This window comes from Asaia sp. W19 (genome assembly GCF_003994335.1).
Taxonomy (GTDB): Bacteria; Pseudomonadota; Alphaproteobacteria; order Acetobacterales; family Acetobacteraceae; genus Asaia.
Window position 1 is genome coordinate 1 of sequence record NZ_PNQZ01000054.1, and the last position, 20,119, is coordinate 20,119.

Consider the following 20,119-nt stretch of genomic DNA (forward strand, 5'->3'; position numbering starts at 1 on the left):
CCTATAGAATAGACATCTCTTTTCCGCTACTTCCGATGATTTCTATTATCGGAAGTAGGTGTAATGGACAGAAAACGGCCGCGGATGTGCTTGTAAGCATGCCTCAGAGGCAGGGTTTGGCTATGCCACAGATTACCTCCGCGCTTACACGGCCGCGCTCAACGAAGGATGTCAGCTTTCGCCTTCTTTCCGGACACTAAACATGCCGGCACAGGTTCCTCGAAGCGGACGTCAGACACAGCCGATCGTTCGCATCGATCTGTTTGTCACTTTCATCCCAGTCGTAACTCCGGGCACAAAGTCCGTAAGATAAGCACGGCTGCCAACGTCAGCATGACGCAACCTACGATCGCATCGAGTATGCGCCAGGCGAACGGACGCGCAAAAATCGGTCGCAACAGACGACTGCCGTAGCCGAGGGATGCAAACCATACCACGCTCGCGGACGCGGCGCCGACGATGAAGAGCGGGCGTTGTCCGGACGGTTCGGCCGCCCCAGCCGCTCCCATCAGGAGCACCGTATCGAGATATACGTGCGGGTTGAGGAACGTGAATGCCGCCAGCATAGCCAATACCCGCGCACGCGGGATTGGGGGCGTCTCGCCTGCGATCATGCGTCGGGGTGTGCGCATCCGGCGCAGTGCCGCAAGGCCGTACCAGGCCAGAAACGCGCTACCGCCGAACGCCAGAACCCGTTCGAGCGGCGGAACAGCGCCCAGAAAAGTCCCAAGACCGCTGACGCCTAGCGTTATTAGCAAGGCGTCGGCAAGGCTGCAGAACAGGACGACCAGGGTGACATACTCGCCCTTCAAACCTTGCTGAAGGACGAACAGATTTTGCGCGCCGATCGCCATGATCAGCGCGGCCGACAGACAGAAACCGGAAAAGACTGGAAGCAGCAGAGGCATCATTCCTGAGGGAGGTATCAGCCAAGCACTCGAAAGGAAAACTTGTTTTCTTTCATCAGATGAAGCAACGCTTCATCATGCTCGATTATCCGTCGCTTGCGGCTGTCGCCGCCGTCATTCGCGAAGGCACGTTCGAACGCGCTGCAGCTGTTCTCGGCCATACGCCTTCCGCGGTTTCGCAACGTGTGCGCGGTCTGGAAGAGCGTCTTGGTGCGATCCTCATCCAACGCGGGCAGCCATGTCAGCCGACCGCACTGGGCCGGAAGCTGTGCGATCATGTCGACCGCGTGCGCCTGTTGGAACAGGATCTCGGCCCCGCTCTGGGGCACGGCGGCGGCAGCCTGTCTGGCGGCGTTGCCACCATTGCGATCGCCGTCAACGCGGACAGCATGGCAACATGGTTTGCCAAAGCCGCCGCCGATTTTACGCATCAGACTACGGTCGCACTTGATTTCAGGCTGGATGATGAAGCGCATACAGCCGATCGCCTGCGCTCCGGCGAAGTGCTGGCCGCCGTCAGTTCCAATCCTGCTCCCATTCCAGGATGCAAGATCATCGAATTAGGCACGCTACGCTATGCCGCCTGCGCCAGCCCGGCCTTCATGGCGCATCATTTCAGTCAGGAATTCAGTATTGAAAGGTTGGCGGCAGCGCCATCCTTGCGTTTCGATCGACGCGACGGACTACAGGCCCGCTGGCTACGCGAAACCCATGGAACCGAGCCGGGCAAGGTGATTCATTGGGTGCCGTCCACCCAGGGGTTCCTTGACCTCGGGCTCGCCGGCGTCGGCTGGGGGATGCATCCGATCAAGTTGGTCAGGGAACACCTGACGGCGGGACGGCTGGTCGAACTGCCGCCGGGCATCAGGATTGGGGTGGCGCTTTACTGGACTGTCGCCCGACTACATGCCGATACCCTGATCCGTCTAACGCAGGCCGTGCAACGTGCCGCTGCTACGGAACTACAGGCGCATGATGGGTGATTGTCCCCCTCCCCACAGCTGGGTCATGGAGGCCGGAAGCCGTTCCGGCCCGCGCAATAATGAAAACGACGATCCAACGCGTCTTTGAAACGAGAGGATATCGCCGCGATCATGCCCAAAACCCTGGTCCTGCCGGGTGCCGCTGGAAGCGCCACATTCTGGCGACCGGTCGCGTCCCACGCCGGACTGGAGGGCCTATTCTTCGCCTGGCCCGGTCTGGGTCACGAGCCGCCTCAGGGCGATATCCGTTCGATCGACGATCTGGTCGATACGGTCGGCGCCCATATCACGGAGCCGGTCGACATCGTGGCGCAGTCGATGGGCGGCTTTATCGCGCTGCGTCTGGCATTGGCGTTTCCGCATCTGGTCCGGCGCCTGGTCCTGACGACCACGTCCGGGGGCGTGCCGGTCGCGGATCTGGGCGGCTGCCCCTGGCGTGATGATTATGCGCGCACATTTCCGAATGCCGCGCTGTGGATCGCCGATCCCGTCAGCGATCTCTCTGCCCGGCTTCCAGCGGTTACACAGCCTCTGACGTGCTCCGCTTGAATGTGACCGTTTTGAAGTAGAGTCCGATCGAGAAGGATACGGACGAATGAAGCGCAGTCGATTTTCGGAAGAGCAGATCATAGGCATCCTGAAGGAGCAGGAGGCGGGTCTGAAAGTTGCGGATCTGTGCCGCAAGCATGGGATCAGCGATGCGACTTTTTACAAATGAAAGACCCGTTACGGTGGGCTTGAGGTTTCCGAGGCAAAACGGCTCAGGACGCTGGAGGATGAGAACGGTCGCCTCAAACGACTTCTGGCGGATGCCATGCTGGACAATGCGGCGCTAAAGGAACTCGTTGGAAAAAAGTGGTGACGCCTGCCGACAAACGGCAGGCGGTCCGACACATCCGGGAAGTTTTCGCCCTGAGCGAGCGGCGTGCGTGTGCACTGGTGGGTGTGGCTCGCCGCGTTTTTCGCTACGCCTCTACGTGGCCTGACGATGCGGCCCTACGCCAACGTCTGCGCGCCCTGGCGGCCGAGCGTCGCCGGTTTGGCTATCGGCGGCTGGGTTATATTCTGGCGCGGGAGGGCCTTGCTCCCAACCACAAGAAGCTGTTGCGGATCTATCGGGAAGAAGGCCTGCAAGTCCGTGCACGGGGCGGCCGGAAACGGGCGCTGGGAACGCGGGCGCCGATGACGCTTCCCCAGGCCGCCGGTCAGCGGTGGAGCCTGGATTTTGTTTCAGATGCGCTCATCTGCGGTCGTCGGTTTCGCATTTTGGCGGTCATTGATGATTTCAGTCGGTAATGCCTGTGTCTGGTGGCCGACACGTCCTTGTCCGGCGGACGAGTTGCGCGGGAATTGAACGCGCTGGTCATGAAGCGCGGCAAGCCCCTCATGATCGTCAGCGACAATGGAACGGAGTTCACCTCACATGCCATTCTGAAATGGACCGAGACGACATGCCTCGAATGGCACTTCATCGCGCCCGGCAAGCCGCAGCAGAACGGATATGTCGAGAGCTTCAACGGGCGATTGCGCGATGAATGCCTCAACGAGACCCTTTTCACCTCCCTGGCGCAGGCCAGAGAGATCGTCGCTGCCTGGCAACACGATTACAACACCGTGCGCCCACACTCGCAGCTCGGAGGCAACACACCCGATCAGATCGCCAGGCAACGCTCCTGGGGGCATGCCCCCAGGAGCGTTGCCATCACATCACCATCAGCCCATAACAGAAGGGAACTCTCCTTTTGAGCGGATACACAAAGGGGAGCACGTCAGCCGCCCCAGCTCTTAAGCAACAATTCAACGTCGCCATTCTTAATTTCGATCGGATGCGAGATCATCCAGAACTTGTTGGAGCGGGAGTCTCGCTGATCGCTCTGGTAGGGACAGTCGGCGAACAGCTGATCGGCGATTCCTTGGCTAAAGACGCCGGCAGCGACCTGAGCAGCGAAGCGCGACCGAACATTATTGAGAGTCGATGAGTAGATGCCGTCTTGCAGGAGGACGTCAGTCTCGTCATTTGTCATTCGCGTATAGTGCCAGGCACGGATCGTGCGTGCCTCCATGAGCCGAGCAATGTGCTCCATCGCCCGGAGGAATTCGCCCGCATAGGGGTTCTCTGGGTAGGGCATTGTCCGGTCAGAGGCCTCGCGTTCGAGCTATTGGCGACGAGAGGTGAGCAGATAGTCATGAATAACGTCACCATGGGAATCGAGGTTGCCGCTCAATTCGGCATTGAACGTCTCGACACTCCACACGTCAATGATATCCTCGTGCTCACCCATGTTGATCCATCACCTTACAGGCAACTTTCAAGATGTTCGCCGTTTAACAGCCTCCCACGATCGCGATCGTCCGCTGAGCATAAGTCCGCACCTCGTCTTCGACGAACGTAGTGTTTGGGTCGTGATGGAACGGCGCTGTATAATTGTTGATGTCGTCCAGATCACTATATTGTGGCGTCAATGGATGGGCTGTGTCTGCTCGAATGATTGCCAGCATATCACCTAACCACTTTCCCTCGAGAATCTGATTGGGGAAGCGGTAGCGAATATACTTTTCCAGCAATGGCCGCATCACCGTTCTCATGTCACGCGCATCGCCGCTGCGCCCTTCGGCAAACTCCTGCAGCCGCATGTGATCGTGCAGATAGCCTTCTTTGACCTCGCACTCGATGTCCCAGGGCTCGATCGACGAACCGCCCGCGCTGGCCGAGATCTGGAGCGGCGTGCATGTCGCGCCGTGAATCATGCCGCGCACGGCATCTAGGAAGAACTTGTCATGGCTGAGTAGGATGACTTGCGCTGCCTTTCCCGGCTCGCCTGTCCGCCCAATCTCCCTCGCAGTCATCGCCCTGCGGAAGTCATCAAGGCTGGTGAAGGGATCATCGAACACGACGATTTTGTTCGCGATGTCGGGATCGCGTTTGAGTTGGGACAGGAAGAAGGCGAGCGCGAAGGTGTTTTTGTCGCCGGCGCTCATTGTGGTGTCGAAGCCAGGATCATCGGCGTTGGCCTTCGTCACATCGATATCGCTGGTATCAAAGCGCAGGCAGTAGGTGGATTGCGGCACCTTGCCGACATAATTTTTGCCACATTGTGCGAGGCGGAAGCTGGCGCCGAACGACGCTAGAAACCGATTGATATCGGCCTCATAGGCGCCAAGAATCGTTTCGTCGTAGGTGTCGAGGGCGGCTTTCTTCGCATCTTTCGCATCAATGAGGGCCTTCTTGTCGTTCAGTAGAGTGGCATAGTTGGACGCCAAACCGAGCACCGGTGCCGAGTGCCGCTTCTTTATCGCTTGAAGGTTGGCGAGCGTCGCTTCAGCGCTGGTCTTGTTCGCTACGGCATTGGCATCCTTCACTTCCTGGATAAGGCGATTTGCCTGGGCGAGCGTCGCCACGTTAGCGTCCAACTCCACACTCGTCGCCGACCAAGTGGCTTGCGCCTCAATGAAGGCGATGGATGATTCTATCGGCTCGAGCGGCGCGGCCTCCTTCGCCGCCAGCATCGCCTTGGCCGCATCGAACAGGGCTTTGACCTCGCCGCTAATACGATCGGCGCTGCCGGACCCAACATAGCCATGGTTGCAATAGGCCTTCCAAAACTCGGCATCGTTCGAGGCCTGCGTAAAGCTCTGCTCGACCCTGAGCGCTGTCGTCAACGACAGCGCTCCGCTAAGCGCGGTGCTCATGCTGGTAATGGCAACCTTATGCGCTGCATAGGCCTCGCTGAAATATCCGTGATAGGCGTCGATCAGGTTGTTGCCGTCGAGCGGTGTCGCGCAAAAAGGGCAGCGATCGCTGACGATGTGCGACAGACCCTGCGACAACCACGTCTCGCCGCCGTTGCGAAAATTATGGTGGGCGAGTTGTTGCTGAATCCGTTCCGCCGCATCGGCAGCAATCCCATCGACACCTTTGGCCAACAGATCGAGAAACCCGTCAGGCAAGGTAGGCAGCGCCAGCACGCTTAAGGTGTTGCGCGACGCGATCGTCGCACCATCATTGATCGCCTTTAGCGCTTTCGTCGCCTTGTCGATTCTGTCGTCGATGTTGGCATCCGCTGCGAGCTCCAGAAATGCTTCCAGCTTCATGCCGGCGGGCAAGTGCTGCTCCAGAACCTTCTTTTCAGATTTGATCTCTGATTGTTTCATGGTTGCATCGGTATCGAGCCGATCCACCTCCTCGGCCAAGGCGACGCCTGCGGGACCGACGACAATGCGATAGAAATTACGACGATGCTCGACATCGATCTGATCACCGCCGTGAATATTGTCGGTGACGAATTGCTGATCAAAAATATGGATGCCGGACTGAGTGGCAGTCCAGGCGCCTCCTGAAAATCGAACCGGACCACTATCAAATAGGAGTCCGATCTCAGGTTCCGATGTAGCCAAAAAGGTCTTTCGGCGTTGGATGAGCTTGGGCTCGTTGCGTTGGAGCGAGCGTAGAACTGCGCACAAGGTTGTCTTGCCGCGTCCATTACCACCATAGATTAGGGTAAAGCGGCCATATTCACCACCGGTGATGCGCGCGGCCCTGTACCGGCCGACATTCCTGATCGTCGTGATTTTCTTCAGAAACACGCCCCGAGCCCCTTCGATCTGTAGTTCTTTACCGGCCTCATTCGCTCCACGCCAGCATTGGGAACCAGAGTAAAGCATAGTGTAGTGATGTGCCAGATTGGTTATGGATTAGATGGAGTTCGAACACTTACACTGAATCAATTGACTGACGCCTGGCCGGTTCATGAGCTCATATCGCCTTTCAAAACATCTCACGGGTTATTTGAACAACCGGAATGGGATGAAAGCCTTCGGGGGGCGTCAGTGTGCATGTCCGGTTTTACCAATCGCCCTATACAAAGCCCACCTTCCGTTTACCCTCCAAAACTACCCGTCTGTTTTACGAGATGCGACACAACAGGTGGTAGTCGCTTTCGACTTGGCCACTTACAGTTCCCAAATATGGCCTGACAGAGGTTTTTCGCTCGTGCGTTACCGGGTTGAGTGGCAATTGCGACCCGGCAGCTAATATGCGTCCAAAGCAATAGTCGATCAGGCTTTTGGTTGACCTTTTCCAATCGTCAAATCGCGAGTGCTCCGGTCATCGTAGAACTGACGTAGCCCAGGATAGGGCATCGGTGCTGCTGCTTCTGTCGGGGAATAGCGCGGTACAAGTTCTTCTCCGCACTGTACGATCAGGTGACCTTCTGCCAAGCGGAAATTATGTGCGAGATGCCGACGGATTTCATCGCAAACTAAGTTCGCTGCACGCGTCAATTCAAGCATTAGGTCGCTAACCAAACGGACATGGAAGTAGTACCGCTCCAGAAGCTCTGCGTAGAGCGACTGATCCCATTGTCTGATCTTGTAGAACTTTTCAGTCCAGAGTTCGGCACCTGCGCCATGTGGTTGTAGGTGCTCTTGCAGAATTTCCTTAAAGTCCGCCAACACTCGGCGGAAATTGTCAAAAGCGATTTCGAGTGAAGGATAGCGATTTGGCCAGACGCGTCCGAGCAGCCACCGGTTTAGCGCTGTGAGATCATCATAAATATTTACCCGAATGCGCGGCTGCCCAAACTCAAGCACCCGGCCACTCCATGCTAACCATTCGTCAAGATGTGCAAGTTTAACCCATTCGTCGACATAGCCGGCATAGACAGTGTCATCGTGCATCTTGGCCTTATCGAGTCCAAGCGACTGCTCTACCCAAGTCTCGTGTTCCACCTTCAACTTTTTCAGGCGGTCGACTGTCCAGACTGCCTCATTGTCATCAATGATCTTATGATGGACGTTACAGAGTAGGGTGAGGTTTGCGTAACGATTTCGGTCTTCGACTGACATCGTTGGATCGCTGCGTGGTCCGCCGTCCTTCTCAGCAACAATGTGGCAATTCTCGCCGACGAGTGTGGGATCGTCGGTCTCGCTGATATCTTCGACGAGTTGTCGGCGGCATTCGGGCATTGAGCAACGTGCGGCCGCCCTGCCCCACAATATTTTCTGAGTCTTTAGGCTGACGGTCACAAATAAATTTCCCGATGCGTTTGGCATGCTGATATAGACGCTTTTTGCATATCGACCAATCGACGACTCATATCTTTAATCGAACGTTTTATGCGAGGAAACATAATGTCCGCATATCGTCAGTAGACATCATAATGCCGACCTTCCGCTTTCCCCCCATTCAAGACGGAGAGCCTTTGGCGGGGTTCTCTCAGTGACGACCTACTCCAAATAACTGGGCGCTAAAACGTTCAAAAAATAACCGCCGATGCCGGTCGTCGTCTGCCGATCAGATCGGTCGATAACGCGTAGCGAGATAAGATTGCCGATAGACAGAAAATGGCGGCCTTCCGCCTTTTTCCTACTTCCGATGTTTATCATTATCGGAAGTAGAGGGGGGCGAGGGGGTTATAAGGCCTAAAAGCCCCTCCTCAGAGGCATGTCTCCACCCAGGTGCGTAACCGTCAGAATTTTTGCCGACATAGCATTATCACGCGTCGTGAGGCGAGCCACGCTCAACTACGCGTGCCGACGAGTGACTCTATCAGGGGAAGACGATACAAGACTAAGCTATGCGAATTTTGATTCACGCCTGCTACGATTCAGTATGTTCGCGGAGCCGCTTCCGATATCGATCATCCTTTTCCCAGACTGCTACCGCCGTCGATGAAAAGCGACTGGCCTGTAATGAAGCTGGCAAGGTCTGAGCAGAAGAAAGAAATCGCTGCTGCGATTTCTTCGGGGCGGCCAAACCTTCCGGCAGGCACGCCTGTAAGATATCTTGCCTCGCCTTCGCTACCAGGCTGATTATTTGCGCGAAAGAGCTCCGTCTCCGTTGGACCTGGGGCGACGATGTTCGCTGTGATGCCATATGCAGCGTATTCGATCGCGATCGTCCGCGTGAGGCTCTCGAGTGCAGATTTTGCCGCCGCATACCCGGCGCGATAGGGCAATCCACGCGTGGTGAGACTGCCAATATTTACTATGCGCCCAAACTTGGCATCGCGCATCCCTGGAAGCAAAGCCTGCGTAACCTGTAATGCCGGGCGGAGGTTGGCCCCGAGCAGCGCCATAAAGTCGACGTCCGTGACGCTCTCAAAGCGCTCATGTCTCGCAATACCGAAATTATTGACGACACCCAGCACGTTACCACGGCTGACGACATCTCTCGCCAGTTTCCGGATTGCGTCGCTATCGGTCAGATCGCACGAGACGAACTCGCCCGGAAATCCTCCCGCAATTGAACGGGCTACGCCGATAACGTGCCAGCCCGTGTCAGCAAGTGCCTGCGCTGCCGCCCGCCCGATGCCTTTCGACGCGCCCGTGATGAGAATGGACTTATCCAATGGAAGCTTCCCTGATCAACAAATTTGAGGTTCAGCCAATGAGCCCGGGGGTGTATCGAGACACCTCCGCGACACCTCGGCCGAAGGACTTGCTTCGGCCATTTGCCAAAATGGGCTGCGTTCAGCCTGCTACACCCAGTTTACCCGGGGCGGTCCATTCGGCACCCGCCATGAAGCTGTCCAGAGGTGTATGAGCGAGATGGTTCGTATAATTCGAAATCAGTTTAGTGGCTTCAAGCACCAGCACGTCAAGTACGGACAGATTGGTGTAGCCAGCAGCTTTAAATGCATCGACATCGGCTTCGCTCAGGACGCCACGATTGCGTGTTACCAGCGCCGCGAATCTGCGCAAGGCCTCAAGTTTGGGGTCAGCAAGGGGCTTCCCCTCACGGATCGCCTCAATTGAGGCATCGTCGACTTTTGCCATGCGCGACAGATTGGTGTGACCTGCCATGCAGTAGGTGCATTCGTTCTCATAGATGATCGAAAGATAGGCAATATTCCGTTCGACAGGAGAGAAGCTCGTTTTCTCGGCAATCCCCCACAAGGTAGCGTATGCCTCAAGCGCCGCAGGGCTCTCGGCTAGAACGCGATGCAAGTTGGGGATAAAGCCCCAGGCCTGCTGTACCCCGTTGAGAATGTCTGCTGATGCCTTCGGTGCATTTTCGATATCATGCAGCTTGAACGCATTGGTCGTCATTATGAAAACTCCTGTATCCTTGCTTGCCAATATGACAATCAGGAAACGGAGATTTCGTATTTTCCTCTCGCTTGGGGAGCGGGGTAATGGCAATAACGCTTATTCCCGAATGGAATGGCCAAGCCCGACTGTAGCGGATTGAAGAGAGCAACATATCGGGTCAGGCACCACCCATCGTTGACCTGTCGATGTCGATGTCGAACTCTGCCTCGACGTCCCAGCATAGCTGGCACACTTTCAGGGCTGCGTGCTCATCTCCACACTGATCCGTCCAATTATTTCAGTATAGTTATGGGTCTCACGAGAGTGATTTTGCTTCGCAAATTGTAGGAGTATGGTCCGTAACACCGAAAGCTGCGCGGCCGCCAAAACCAGAGACTTCGACTGGAGGCAAACATCGGTTTGGGATGATTGGGTGAGATTTCAAGGCCGCTTCGACAAATGGGGAATGTCGGGACATCGGTATTCTCCCCGTATGGATGATTGCAATTAGTGCATAAGGTACCGTTATCTCTTGTAGTCTCCCTACTTTTCGAAAGGCTGCTTTGCTGAGCGACTTGCATGGCGCAAACGGCAAACCAAATCGATCCGAGGCTGAGCCGCCCCCGGAGATTCATCAGAAACCTGCTTTGCTAGCATAGCTGAGCGAACGCGATCGCAACGCCAGCCCTTGTCTTTCTGAATATCGCAAAAGACAGTATGCGCACCAAACGGCGGCATCTTGCTTTCATTCCATCAAGCCCTGAACAAAATCTGCAAATTGCCTTGCCTTTGCGGTCATCATTCTCCCCGTGGGGAAGACAGCCCACAGGTCGATATCAGGCAAAGACCACGCCGGAAGCAGGCGCGTTACGGCGCCGTTCTCCAGTTCAGGGGCAAACATCCAGTCCGAGGTGATGGTCAGGCCCATATCAGCGAGTATGGCTGCCCGCAGGCCTTCGGCAGCGCTGACCCTAAGACGCCCCGCAACGGACACCGAGACGGCCGAGCCATCCCTGTGAAATGACCAGACATTGGGGAGCTGACTGTAAACGATCGCGTTGTGATCAGCCAGATCGGCAGGAACCAACGGCATGCCCGCACGCGCCAGATAGGCCGGTGTGGCGAGCACCGAACGTTTTCCCGTCGCCAGCTTGCGCGCGACCGCTGAGGAATCGGCCAAAGCCCCCATACGCAACGAGATATCAACCCCCTCGGCCACGAGATCGATCATCCGGTCATCAAGCAGAATATCCACATCGAGCTGCGGATGCGCATCGAGAAACGCTGGTAGCCGCGGTATGATGTGCAGTCGTGCAAATGTTGTCGCCGCCGATACACGCAAACGCCCGGACAGACCGCTCCCCGCACCACGCGCGGCCAGCTCCGCTTCGTCGGCTTCCTGAAGCGCATTGCGTGCGCGTTCATAATATGCCTGCCCTGCTTCGGTGGGTGTAAGGCCATGAGTGGAGCGTATGAGCAGGCTGACCTGTAGCCTTGCTTCCAGCTGTGCCACGATTTTCGACACAGCGGGCTGACCGACATGAAGCTGCCGTGCCGCTGCTGAGAATGAACCCGTTTCGACCACACGCACGAACGTGGTCATCGCCTGATATCGGTCCATCCTATTCCTCCGGGGAATGATGCTTATCGCATCGAGCCATCTGCCATGCCCAGTGAAACAGAGGCAAACCAGACCTGCAACCCGGTCAGCATCGGGGAAGGATGGAGCAGGCTTCAGGATGATCGTTCATTTCACCAACGCCGTGTCAACACGACCGGTGTCGCATTTCATCTCGGCCTATCAGCTCACGGGTGACCTGCCACAAGCCATGGTCGCTGCCCTTCTCCCGGCGCTCTCCGCTCTCCTTGCAAAACCTGATGGAGGAACCGCTCATGATTGAGGTCTACGCTTTCGCGACGCCCAACAGCGTCAAGGTCACCATCGCGCTGGAAGAGCTCGATCTCGCCTATGCGCTACACGGCATCAATATCCGGCAAGGCGAACAGGGTACCACGGCCTTTAAGACGCTTAATCCCAACCAGAAGGTTCCCGTACTGGTTGATCACGACGCGAGGGATGAGAACCTCGTCCTCACAGAGTCTGCAGCCATACTCGTGTACCTGGCTGAAAAAACCGGCCGCCTTCTCCCTGCAACCGGGGCCGAACGGGCGCGCGTTTTCGAGCAGCTCTTCTTTCACGCCTCTGCCCTGAGCCCCGCCTTCGGCCAATCGGGTTTCTTTCAGCGTTTCGCCAGCGAGAAACTGCCTCTCGCGGTCGAGCGCTTCGACAAAGAGGCAAAACGCGTCCTGCATGTGCTCGACACCTTATTGGCGCACCGGGATTTCATGGCAGGCGATCATTTTACTATCGCAGATATTGCCCATTTCGGTTGGCTCTGGCGGCGCAGTTTTCCCGGCCTCACCCTCGATGACACCCCTCATATCGCCCGCTGGTACGAGCGGATTGCGGCCAGACCTGGCGTTCAGCGCGGTATCGCCCGGGTTGAGACGCTCGCCGCCCCAAACTGATCCTTTTCTGATCGCTCCGAGGTTATTCCCATGAACAAACTTTTTACGCCTTTCAATGCCGGGGCGCTGTCGCTCGGCCACAGAATCGTCATGGCACCCCTTACGCGCATGCGGTCGGACCATACTGGCAAGGCCAATGCCCTCATGGCGCTGTATTACAGCCAGCGCAGCTCACCCGGCGGTCTTATCATCTCAGAGGCAACACCCGTTGCGCTCGAGGGATACGGCTATGCCGGCGCGCCAGGTATCTATGACGACTCCCAGATAGACGGGTGGCGCAAGGTGACCGAAGCCGTTCATGCACGCGGTGGCAAAATTGTCATGCAGTTGTGGCACGTAGGGCGACAGTCGCATCCTGATCTGCAGCCAGGTGGTGCAGCCCCGGTCGCGCCCTCTGCAATCAAGGCAGAAGGTGACGCCTATACGCCCAGTGGCCCTGCCCCGTTTTCCATGCCGCGTGCCCTTTCGCTGGAGGAAATTCCCGCGGTGATCGAGCAGTTCAGGGAAGGTGCCGCAAGGGCAAAGCAGGCAGGTTTTGATGGCGTGGAAATTCATGGCGCCAATGGCTATCTGCCAGACCAGTTCCTGCAGGACGGTACCAACCACCGCACCGATGAGTATGGTGGCCCGATCGAGAACCGCGCCCGCTTTCTGTTGGAAGTGACCCAGGCAGTCATATCCGTCTGGGGGGCAGACCGCGTGGGTGTTCGCCTGAGCCCAAGTGGCACCTACGGCTCGATGTCAGACAGCAACCCCAAAGAAACCTTCGGTTATGTGGCGGAGCAGCTGGATAGGCTCGGCATCGCCTATCTGCATGTGGTTGAACCCCGCATAAAGGGCACGGAACTCATCGCCGAGAGCGAACCTGTGGCCGCGCGTGATCTGCGCGAGAGATTTCGGGGCACGCTGATCGCGGCAGGTGGGTTCGACAAAAACAGTGCCGCAGCCGTGCTTGGGTCCGGTGATGCCGATGCCGTCGCCTTCGGCCGGCATTTCATCAGCAATCCCGATCTGCCTCAGCGCCTGCGCGAGGACCGTGCTCTGACAAATTACGACCGCTCGACCTTCTACGGCGGCGATGCTCGTGGCTACACCGATTATCCCTTCTTCGACGCCTCGACAGCAGAGCAATAACCACCGCGGTTATTCCACCAGGGAATGACCATTAGTCGCCCCTGCCATCATCCCTCCGGTACGGCGACCTCCTATCGTCAGATCTGTCACCAGATTTCGAGGAAACGAACCCATGACACTTCAGACAAAGCTCGATGCCTTCAAGACCGATTTCGAAGCTGGAAAGCCCCCCTATAACGCTCCGCATAGCGTCATCGAAACCATGCACCGTGCCACCGCCGAGCTGGTTGCGTCCGGCGCTGCGGAAAAAGCCCTCAAAGCCGGAGACAAGGCACCCGTTTTTACGCTGAACGACCCCGAGGGTAACCCTGTCTCTTCTGCTGATCTTCTGGCCAAGGGGCCTTTGGTCATCAGCTTTTATCGCGGTGTGTGGTGCCCTTACTGCAACATGGAATTGCAGGCTCTCGAAGCGGCACTTCCCTCATTTCGTGAGCTTGGCGCCCATCTGATCGCAATCTCCCCGCAAACTGCGGTGAACAGCCGAAAATCAGTCCGCCAGAATGAACTGCAATTTCCGATCCTGTCTGACACGCATAATGACGTCGCCGCGCAGTTTGGCCTTCGCTTCACCATGCCCGATTATCTGATTGAGCTTTACAAGAATCTCAAGAACGATCTGCCCGGTTTCAATGGTGACGACAGCTGGACGCTGCCTATGCCTGGCCGCTTCGTCATCGGTCAGGACGGCGTCATTCTCTATGCCGAGGTCAACCCGGATTATACGCGTCGCCCGGAACCTGCCGACATGCTTCCTGCCCTGCGCCACGCTACCCAGTCGGCCGACTGATCGCTCCATCCATACCGCCCCGGCTCGCGCAGGGGCGGAGTTTTTCACTGAGGATACGGAGAGAGATATGCGCTCCAATGACATGGGCAATAGCTTCACTCGCCATTTGATGGGTGACGAACAATCCGCCAAGCTCATCGCGGCATCACAGTCAGGCACTTTCGGCGCAGCCATAGCCAGGTATGCAGTTGATCATGTTTTCGAGGACATCTGGACACGTGAAGGGCTCGATCAGGCGCGTCGAAGTCTCATCACCATGACCGTCATGGTTGCGCTGCGCCAGCCTCATGAATTCGGCCTCCATATGGGTTTTGCGCTCGATCACGGTATGAAGCTGAAGGAAATAGAGGAGGCTCTGATACAGATGCTTCCTTATGTGGGCTTCCCCGCCATTTCGGGTGTCATGCCTGTCGCTGCGAAGATCATTGCTGAGCGTGGACTCGACAAAAGCGAAGAGTATGAAGGCCATCGCGGTCTGCTCTGAGCCCTCACCCAAGTACTGTACCCTGCCGGTAGAACGGGCCTCGTCTCGCGCTCCCGATGACATCCAGCCTGCGGCGTTCACGAACCTCTCTGCGCCCCTCTCGCGCTTCGTGAGTACTTCACGGCAATCTGCCTTCGAAAAGGAACATTTATGACGAAACTGCATCAAAAAACGGCCCTTGTGACCGGAGGAAGCAGCGGGCTCGGGCTTGCAATCGCAACGCGTTTCATCGCTGAAGGCGCATTTGTCTATATCACCGGTCGGCGACAGGCCGAGCTTGAGCGGGCTGTAGCGGCATTGGGCAGTCAGGCCGCCTCTATACAGGCAGATGTCAGTCTTCCCGGCGATATCGAACGCATGGTGGAAACGATACGGCGTGAACGTGGGGCTATCGATATCCTGGTCGCCAATGCCGGTATCGTTCTGCCTCAAACCCTCGAACAAGCGACACAAGCCAATTACGATCTGACGTTCGATATCAACGTGAAAGGCCTGTATTTCACGATCAGCAAGGCACTTGGCCTGTTGCGGTCTGGCTGCTCAGTCATCCTTGTCTCATCCATCGCTGCCAATAAGGGTGTGCCTGGCTATGGCACATACAGCGCAAGCAAGGCTGCAATACGCAGCCTGTCCAGAACCTGGACGGCCGAACTGGTCGAACGCGGCATACGGATCAATACCCTCAGCCCCGGACCGTTCGACACACCAATCATGGACAGTCAGGCCGATACGCCGGAAGGTGCCGAAGCCGTCAAGCGTCAATGGGCTGCAGCCGTGCCCATGAAGCGATTGGGGCAGCCAGAGGAACTTGCTGCGGCCGCGCTCTTTCTGGCTTCTGATGAAAGCAGTTATGTTGCAGGCATTGACCTCATTGTCGACGGTGGTGCGGCCGCGGTCTAGGGCTCCGTGATAACCACAGGATTGCGATCACCAGTACGGTGGAGCGTCAGCAGGACCCGCCCATACTGCCAATCAGACTGACATGGTTTCGCAAGGGTGAGCTATCATGATCCGTTTTTATTTCCATCCCACGCCCAACCCGGCGAAAATCGCCCTCATGCTCGAGGAAATCGGTTTGCCCTATGAGGCCATACCGGTCGATACCCGCAAGGGTGATCAGCATGACCCGGCGTTTCTCGCGATCAACCCCAATGGCAAGGTGCCTGCCATTATCGACACCGAAGGTCCAGCGGGCCCGGCAACACGCGTGTTCGATTCCAATGCAATATTGATCTATCTTGCTGAAAAAACCGGGCAATATCTCGGGACCCCCGCGGACCGACCTGAATTGCTGTCATGGTTGATGTTTATCGCATCCGGGCTTGGGCCTTTTTCCGGTCAGGCCGTGCATTTTCAGCATGCAGCGCCCGCCGGGCTGGACTACGCCGTCAATCGGTACAGGCGCGAGGTCGAACGACATTACACAGTTCTCGACCAGCACCTCACGGACCGCCGTTACATCGTGGGCGATACTTTCACGATTGCCGATATGTCTGCCTGGGGCTGGCTGGAGCGTGCGCCCCGTGTGCTCAAGGAAGATTATCCGCTCGAGCGCTGGCCTGCACTTGCTCGCTTCATGCACGACCTCAACGCCCGTCCGGCCGTGTCGCGCGTGCAGGCGCTCATGAAGAGGCACGCATTCAAGACAGATATGGACGATCAGGCACAACGGGCCCTCTTCCCATCCAATTTCCCTATCTACAATCGGGAGCAGCGCTCATGACCGCTTCGGAAAACTATACACCGCCCAGCGTCTGGACATGGGACAAACAGAATGGTGGCAAATTTGCCAGCACCAATCGCCCTGTCGCCGGGCCGACGCATGAAAAGAACCTCCCCGTAGGGCATCACCCGCTCCAGCTGTACTCACTGGGTACGCCCAATGGGGTAAAGGTGACGATCATGCTGGAGGAACTCCTGGCCCTGGGACATAAGGGGGCGGAATATGATGCCTGGCTGATCAATATAGGGGATGGCGATCAGTTCGGATCGGGTTTTACTGCCATCAACCCGAATTCCAAGATCCCGGCGCTGGTTGACCAAAGCGGGGCCACCCCCCTGCCCGTTTTCGAATCAGGATCGATCCTGCTTTATCTCGCCGAGAAATTCGCGGCTTTTCTGCCTCAGGATGTTCCATCGCGCACGGCCTGTCTGAACTGGCTTTTCTGGCAGGTCGGCAGCGCACCCTATCTCGGCGGCGGCTTTGGCCATTTCTATGCCTACGCCCCTGAGAAGATCGAATATGCAATCAACCGGTTTGCCATGGAGACCAAACGCCAGCTGGACGTTCTCGACCGGCAGCTTGCCAGGCATGAATATATGGCAGGCGACACCTATACAATCGCCGATATGGCGATCTTTCCCTGGTATGGCGGCCTTGTTGAAGGCTGGCTTTATAATGATGCTGCACAGTTTCTGAGCGTTCAGGAGTATTCCCATGTGCAGGCGTGGTCAGCCCGGTTGCTCGAACGCCCTGCTGTCCAGCGGGGCCGGATGGTGAACAGGCTCTCAGGCCCGCTCTCTTCCCAGCTTCGCGAACGCCATGACAGCTCGGATTTCGAGCTTAGAACGCAGGACAAGTTGCCGAAAGACAGCGCGATCTGATCGCTTCCACCCCGCCGCATCGGGCGATGCACCCCGCATCGCCCGGAACTACCAGCGTATCAGCCACGGCAATACCAGACGCGTGCTGCAGGCCACCAGCGCACAGGCCAATGAATACCAGACGACGAGATAAAGCGGGTCATCGAAGGGGCAGGCAAGAGCAAAGACGAGCGCACCAAAAGCCGCGCCGGCAATGCCTGTGACCCACGCCGTTCCGCGCACATCAACCGGTGCGCCGCGGCGCACGATAACACCCAGCGCGAGGACAGCAGGCAGAGCAAGCTCTACGATCTTGCGTGCACAGACCATGCCGTGCGCCGGATCAAGCCTGAGCCATAAGGCCTCTGGCCCAGCCTGAAGCGCGTCCACAAGCCAGCCAAGGGCAAAAAGTGCAAGAGCGGTCACGCCCAGCCGACGCAGCCCCTGCCGGGGCGAACGCGTCGGGTCGAGCGAGACCAGCGCCGAAGCAACGCCCAGCCCGACGATCAGTAGCAGCCCGATTGCCTTCCACCAGAAGCTCATCATGTGCATGGCATGGGGCATGTCAGGGCGCATCAGGCCAAACCCGAGCACTGCACCAATCTCGACCCCGGCGAGAACCGCGAGGGTCAAGGCATCGCGCCAGAGCGAGCGCCTCCGGACGGGGCGAAGATCGGTTACAAACTGCTCGATCAGGGGATCATTCACCATCATTGCCTCCCATCACCAGCGTGCTCATACGACTCAACCCACGATGAATATTGACCTTCACCAGCGTCGCGGATTGCCCTGTGCGACGTGCTGCCTCCTCTATGCTCAAACCCTGCAACTTCACCAACCTGATCGCTTCTGCTGGCCCCGGCTTCAACTGCGCCAGAAGCTTTTCCAGTGCATGAGCCGTGGTCACCTGTTCCTCGTGATCGCCCACAGCCACCGTCTCATCAAGCAGGGTCGTTTGTGTACGCCTGGCGGCCCGAAGGCGATCAATCCATTTGTAACGCGCAATCGCCGCAATCCACGGGCCGAATTTCTGGGAAGGATCGAAGGTGTGACGCTTCTCATGCACTGCCATAAGGGTGTCCTGCACGGCGTCATCGACCATTGAGGGCGGCAGGCGTTTGAGGAAAAAACGGCGCAACCATGCCTGAGCCTCGCCCAGCACCAGGCGATAAGCCTGTGCATCTCCTGCCTGCGCGGCCTCCATCCAACGGCTCCAATCCGCTTCTGTCAAAAATCTGCTGCCTTCATGCGTGATCGGAGATCATTTCCTACCGCTATCATTTGACATACGTAAAGACCCAGGCGCCGTAGAAAGTGCGAGGACTGGCTCTGTCCGCCAGCTTGCCGGGAAGCTGGCACGCAGTGCGTCCAGCCGCGGGGCATCATAGGTCTCGATGTAGATATTATGCGGATAACGCGCGGCGAAATTCTGGTGCTCTCTTTCCGCCCCGGTAAACGCCTTGTCAGGCTGAACATGCGTTGCGATGGGCTGGGCAAAAATGTGGGCGGCATCGAGCTGCGCGATATAGGCCTCTGCCTCACGCGCCTGTTGCGCTGTGCGCGTGAAGATGACGGAACGGTATTGTGGCCCCGTATCGGGGAATTGCTGGTCGATCTGCGTCGGGTCCAGTGCCACGGTGAAGAATATCCGCATCAGCGTGCCAAAGCTGACGAGGGTGGGATCATACTCGACCTCAACCGATTCCGCATGACCGGTATCGCCTTCGCTGACGCGTTCATACTGGGCCGTGTCACGCGCACCGCCGTCATATCCAGCTCGGGTGGCTGTGACGCCTCGCACATGCTGGAATATGCTCTGCACCCCCCAGAAACACCCTCCCGCAAAAACGACGCTGGATGGGGTTATCCCCGGACGGGAATCATCGGGGGGTGCCGTCATCTGCCCGATGGGTTTGTCGTTACCGGTCTTTGCCACGATAACGGGCTCAGGCAAGGTCGGATAGGCAGACGCCCTTGAGGTGACCTCGTGCAAAATTCCATAAAGGCTGAATGTGGCGAGCGCGACGCCAAGCACGTTTTTTCTGATCATCATGCGAACTTTCAGACTGGCCTGAAGGTAAGGGCTGCACCGTTCATGCAGTAGCGCAATCCGGTCGGTTGGGGACCGTCATCAAAGACATGGCCAAGATGACCACCGCATGTCGCGCACTGTACCTCCGTACGCTCCATGCCAAGACTGTCATCCCCACGCTCCTGAACAGCATGGGGCAGCGCTGCCGTGAAACTTGGCCAGCCCGTCCCGCTTTCGAACTTGCTGCGTGAGTCAAATGCCGGCGTTGCGCAGCCTGCGCAGGCAAACCGCCCCTGTCGGTGTTCGTTCAGGAGCGGGCTGGACCAGGGTGCCTCTGTGCCAGCCTCGCGCAGAATCTCGAATTGCTCCGGTGTGAGCAGGCGCCGCCATTCAGCAGCACTATGCGTCACGGGATAAGGTTCTGCGCCCCAGGCGCGGCCCGACAGAGCCAGACAGACTGAAGCAAGGCAGAATTGTCGACGCGATGTCATGATCTTCGCCCTTTTGCTGAATTTCACACCATCCTTCGTGCTGCACCGCGCAGAGGTTACGGGCAGTCACACTGTTTTTTTTCGTTCCGTGCCGTAACTTTTAGGGGCCTGCGCACGAAGGAAGCTCTGCCAGCCTCCAGAAGACTCAGGGAACGAA

General features: G+C 57.5%; 22 protein-coding genes and 1 pseudogene. 11 read left to right on the forward strand and 12 right to left on the reverse strand.

The window, feature by feature from the left end; all coding sequences use genetic code 11:
- Positions 1-272 precede the first annotated feature (272 nt).
- Entirely contained in the window at positions 273-911 is a 639-nt protein-coding gene (locus tag C0V97_RS09910; RefSeq protein WP_127102364.1) for a LysE/ArgO family amino acid transporter, read from the reverse strand.
- 74 nt (positions 912-985) lie between these two features.
- Between C0V97_RS09910 and C0V97_RS09915 the strand changes: the two genes are divergently transcribed.
- The 3 genes and pseudogenes from C0V97_RS09915 to C0V97_RS09925 all read left to right on the forward strand — a co-directional run bounded on the left by C0V97_RS09915 (position 986) and on the right by C0V97_RS09925 (position 3,637).
- Positions 986-1,891 carry a LysR family transcriptional regulator ArgP gene (locus tag C0V97_RS09915; protein ID WP_127102365.1) on the forward strand — a complete coding sequence of 302 codons (906 nt, stop codon included), beginning with the start codon at positions 986-988 and terminating at the stop codon, positions 1,889-1,891.
- A 111-nt stretch (positions 1,892-2,002) separates the two neighbouring features.
- Complete coding sequence (locus tag C0V97_RS09920; protein ID WP_127102366.1) at positions 2,003-2,440, forward strand: alpha/beta fold hydrolase; 438 nt, start codon at positions 2,003-2,005, stop codon at positions 2,438-2,440.
- A gap of 46 nt (positions 2,441-2,486) precedes the next feature.
- Positions 2,487-3,637, forward strand: a pseudogene (locus C0V97_RS09925) (IS3 family transposase).
- Positions 3,638-3,660: 23 nt separating this feature from the next.
- Here C0V97_RS09925 and C0V97_RS09930 read toward each other — a convergent pair.
- The 7 genes from C0V97_RS09930 to C0V97_RS09955 all read right to left on the reverse strand — a co-directional run bounded on the left by C0V97_RS09930 (position 3,661) and on the right by C0V97_RS09955 (position 11,543).
- Entirely contained in the window at positions 3,661-4,020 is a 360-nt protein-coding gene (locus C0V97_RS09930) for a hypothetical protein (protein ID WP_127102449.1), read from the reverse strand.
- 27 nt (positions 4,021-4,047) lie between these two features.
- Positions 4,048-4,173 carry a hypothetical protein gene (locus C0V97_RS18805; RefSeq protein ID WP_255424178.1) on the reverse strand — a complete coding sequence of 42 codons (126 nt, stop codon included), beginning with the start codon at positions 4,171-4,173 and terminating at the stop codon, positions 4,048-4,050.
- 43 nt (positions 4,174-4,216) lie between these two features.
- Positions 4,217-6,475 (reverse strand): AAA family ATPase, encoded by a 2,259-nt coding sequence (locus C0V97_RS09935; protein WP_127102450.1) that lies wholly within the window; start codon positions 6,473-6,475, stop codon positions 4,217-4,219.
- A gap of 471 nt (positions 6,476-6,946) precedes the next feature.
- Complete coding sequence (locus C0V97_RS09940) at positions 6,947-7,942, reverse strand: hypothetical protein (protein ID WP_127102451.1); 996 nt, start codon at positions 7,940-7,942, stop codon at positions 6,947-6,949.
- Between the two features lie 587 nt (positions 7,943-8,529).
- Positions 8,530-9,240, reverse strand: a complete 711-nt coding sequence (locus C0V97_RS09945; RefSeq protein ID WP_127102452.1) for an SDR family oxidoreductase — start codon at positions 9,238-9,240, stop codon at positions 8,530-8,532.
- Between the two features lie 121 nt (positions 9,241-9,361).
- Entirely contained in the window at positions 9,362-9,940 is a 579-nt protein-coding gene (locus C0V97_RS09950; RefSeq protein ID WP_127102453.1) for a carboxymuconolactone decarboxylase family protein, read from the reverse strand.
- Positions 9,941-10,667: 727 nt separating this feature from the next.
- Positions 10,668-11,543, reverse strand: a complete 876-nt coding sequence (locus tag C0V97_RS09955) for a LysR family transcriptional regulator (protein WP_127102454.1) — start codon at positions 11,541-11,543, stop codon at positions 10,668-10,670.
- 118 nt (positions 11,544-11,661) lie between these two features.
- On the opposite strand from C0V97_RS09955, the gene C0V97_RS18350 reads away from it, so the two are divergent.
- The 8 genes from C0V97_RS18350 to yghU all read left to right on the forward strand — a co-directional run bounded on the left by C0V97_RS18350 (position 11,662) and on the right by yghU (position 17,460).
- Positions 11,662-11,823, forward strand: coding sequence for a hypothetical protein (locus C0V97_RS18350; RefSeq protein ID WP_158625400.1), 162 nt, complete (start codon positions 11,662-11,664; stop codon positions 11,821-11,823).
- Positions 11,816-12,451, forward strand: coding sequence for a glutathione S-transferase family protein (locus tag C0V97_RS09960; protein WP_127102455.1), 636 nt, complete (start codon positions 11,816-11,818; stop codon positions 12,449-12,451). Before C0V97_RS18350 ends, C0V97_RS09960 begins: the two co-directional genes overlap by 8 nt.
- A gap of 30 nt (positions 12,452-12,481) precedes the next feature.
- The gene (locus C0V97_RS09965) at positions 12,482-13,585 is read left to right on the forward strand and encodes an alkene reductase (protein ID WP_127102456.1); all 1,104 of its coding nucleotides are present in this window, start codon (positions 12,482-12,484) and stop codon (positions 13,583-13,585) included.
- A 112-nt stretch (positions 13,586-13,697) separates the two neighbouring features.
- Complete coding sequence (locus C0V97_RS09970; RefSeq protein ID WP_127102457.1) at positions 13,698-14,372, forward strand: peroxiredoxin-like family protein; 675 nt, start codon at positions 13,698-13,700, stop codon at positions 14,370-14,372.
- 67 nt (positions 14,373-14,439) lie between these two features.
- Positions 14,440-14,856: a carboxymuconolactone decarboxylase family protein gene (locus C0V97_RS09975; protein ID WP_158625401.1), complete on the forward strand. Its 417-nt coding sequence runs from the start codon at positions 14,440-14,442 to the stop codon at positions 14,854-14,856.
- A gap of 150 nt (positions 14,857-15,006) precedes the next feature.
- Positions 15,007-15,756: an SDR family NAD(P)-dependent oxidoreductase gene (locus tag C0V97_RS09980; protein ID WP_127102459.1), complete on the forward strand. Its 750-nt coding sequence runs from the start codon at positions 15,007-15,009 to the stop codon at positions 15,754-15,756.
- Positions 15,757-15,862: 106 nt separating this feature from the next.
- Positions 15,863-16,579: a glutathione S-transferase family protein gene (locus tag C0V97_RS09985; RefSeq protein ID WP_127102460.1), complete on the forward strand. Its 717-nt coding sequence runs from the start codon at positions 15,863-15,865 to the stop codon at positions 16,577-16,579.
- Positions 16,576-17,460 (forward strand): glutathione-dependent disulfide-bond oxidoreductase, encoded by an 885-nt coding sequence (yghU, locus tag C0V97_RS09990; protein WP_127102461.1) that lies wholly within the window; start codon positions 16,576-16,578, stop codon positions 17,458-17,460. The genes C0V97_RS09985 and yghU overlap by 4 nt, the downstream gene beginning before the upstream one ends.
- A gap of 48 nt (positions 17,461-17,508) precedes the next feature.
- Here yghU and C0V97_RS09995 read toward each other — a convergent pair whose 3' ends face one another.
- From C0V97_RS09995 to msrB, 4 genes are read right to left on the reverse strand one after another with little or no spacing between them, the layout of a single operon-like run.
- The gene (locus tag C0V97_RS09995; RefSeq protein ID WP_127102462.1) at positions 17,509-18,153 is read right to left on the reverse strand and encodes an NrsF family protein; all 645 of its coding nucleotides are present in this window, start codon (positions 18,151-18,153) and stop codon (positions 17,509-17,511) included.
- Positions 18,140-18,670, reverse strand: coding sequence for a sigma-70 family RNA polymerase sigma factor (locus tag C0V97_RS10000; RefSeq protein ID WP_255424179.1), 531 nt, complete (start codon positions 18,668-18,670; stop codon positions 18,140-18,142). The genes C0V97_RS09995 and C0V97_RS10000 overlap by 14 nt, the downstream gene beginning before the upstream one ends.
- Before the next feature lie 30 nt (positions 18,671-18,700).
- On the reverse strand, positions 18,701-19,492 hold the full coding sequence (msrA, locus tag C0V97_RS10005) for a peptide-methionine (S)-S-oxide reductase MsrA (RefSeq protein WP_233582091.1): 792 nt from the start codon (positions 19,490-19,492) through the stop codon (positions 18,701-18,703).
- A gap of 8 nt (positions 19,493-19,500) precedes the next feature.
- Positions 19,501-19,962 (reverse strand): peptide-methionine (R)-S-oxide reductase MsrB, encoded by a 462-nt coding sequence (gene msrB / locus C0V97_RS10010; RefSeq protein ID WP_127102463.1) that lies wholly within the window; start codon positions 19,960-19,962, stop codon positions 19,501-19,503.
- Positions 19,963-20,119: the final 157 nt, after the last annotated feature.

Bases quoted from the DNA above. Each gene is read 5' to 3' on its own strand.
- C0V97_RS09975 (WP_158625401.1), top strand. From the start codon at position 14,440: ATGCGCTCCAATGACATGGGCAATAGCTTCACTCGCCATTTGATGGGT.
- C0V97_RS09910 (WP_127102364.1), bottom strand. From the start codon at position 911: ATGATGCCTCTGCTGCTTCCAGTCTTTTCCGGTTTCTGTCTGTCGGCC.
- C0V97_RS09995 (WP_127102462.1), bottom strand. From the start codon at position 18,153: ATGATGGTGAATGATCCCCTGATCGAGCAGTTTGTAACCGATCTTCGC.
- C0V97_RS09970 (WP_127102457.1), top strand. From the start codon at position 13,698: ATGACACTTCAGACAAAGCTCGATGCCTTCAAGACCGATTTCGAAGCT.
- C0V97_RS09920 (WP_127102366.1), top strand. From the start codon at position 2,003: ATGCCCAAAACCCTGGTCCTGCCGGGTGCCGCTGGAAGCGCCACATTC.
- C0V97_RS09950 (WP_127102453.1), bottom strand. From the start codon at position 9,940: ATGACGACCAATGCGTTCAAGCTGCATGATATCGAAAATGCACCGAAG.
- C0V97_RS09940 (WP_127102451.1), bottom strand. From the start codon at position 7,942: ATGCCAAACGCATCGGGAAATTTATTTGTGACCGTCAGCCTAAAGACT.
- C0V97_RS09965 (WP_127102456.1), top strand. From the start codon at position 12,482: ATGAACAAACTTTTTACGCCTTTCAATGCCGGGGCGCTGTCGCTCGGC.
- C0V97_RS09930 (WP_127102449.1), bottom strand. From the start codon at position 4,020: ATGCCCTACCCAGAGAACCCCTATGCGGGCGAATTCCTCCGGGCGATG.
- C0V97_RS09960 (WP_127102455.1), top strand. From the start codon at position 11,816: ATGATTGAGGTCTACGCTTTCGCGACGCCCAACAGCGTCAAGGTCACC.
- C0V97_RS18350 (WP_158625400.1), top strand. From the start codon at position 11,662: ATGATCGTTCATTTCACCAACGCCGTGTCAACACGACCGGTGTCGCAT.
- C0V97_RS18805 (WP_255424178.1), bottom strand. From the start codon at position 4,173: ATGGGTGAGCACGAGGATATCATTGACGTGTGGAGTGTCGAGACGTTC.
- yghU (WP_127102461.1), top strand. From the start codon at position 16,576: ATGACCGCTTCGGAAAACTATACACCGCCCAGCGTCTGGACATGGGAC.
- C0V97_RS09955 (WP_127102454.1), bottom strand. From the start codon at position 11,543: ATGGACCGATATCAGGCGATGACCACGTTCGTGCGTGTGGTCGAAACG.
- C0V97_RS09985 (WP_127102460.1), top strand. From the start codon at position 15,863: ATGATCCGTTTTTATTTCCATCCCACGCCCAACCCGGCGAAAATCGCC.
- C0V97_RS09915 (WP_127102365.1), top strand. From the start codon at position 986: ATGCTCGATTATCCGTCGCTTGCGGCTGTCGCCGCCGTCATTCGCGAA.
- msrB (WP_127102463.1), bottom strand. From the start codon at position 19,962: ATGACATCGCGTCGACAATTCTGCCTTGCTTCAGTCTGTCTGGCTCTG.
- C0V97_RS09980 (WP_127102459.1), top strand. From the start codon at position 15,007: ATGACGAAACTGCATCAAAAAACGGCCCTTGTGACCGGAGGAAGCAGC.
- msrA (WP_233582091.1), bottom strand. From the start codon at position 19,492: ATGATGATCAGAAAAAACGTGCTTGGCGTCGCGCTCGCCACATTCAGC.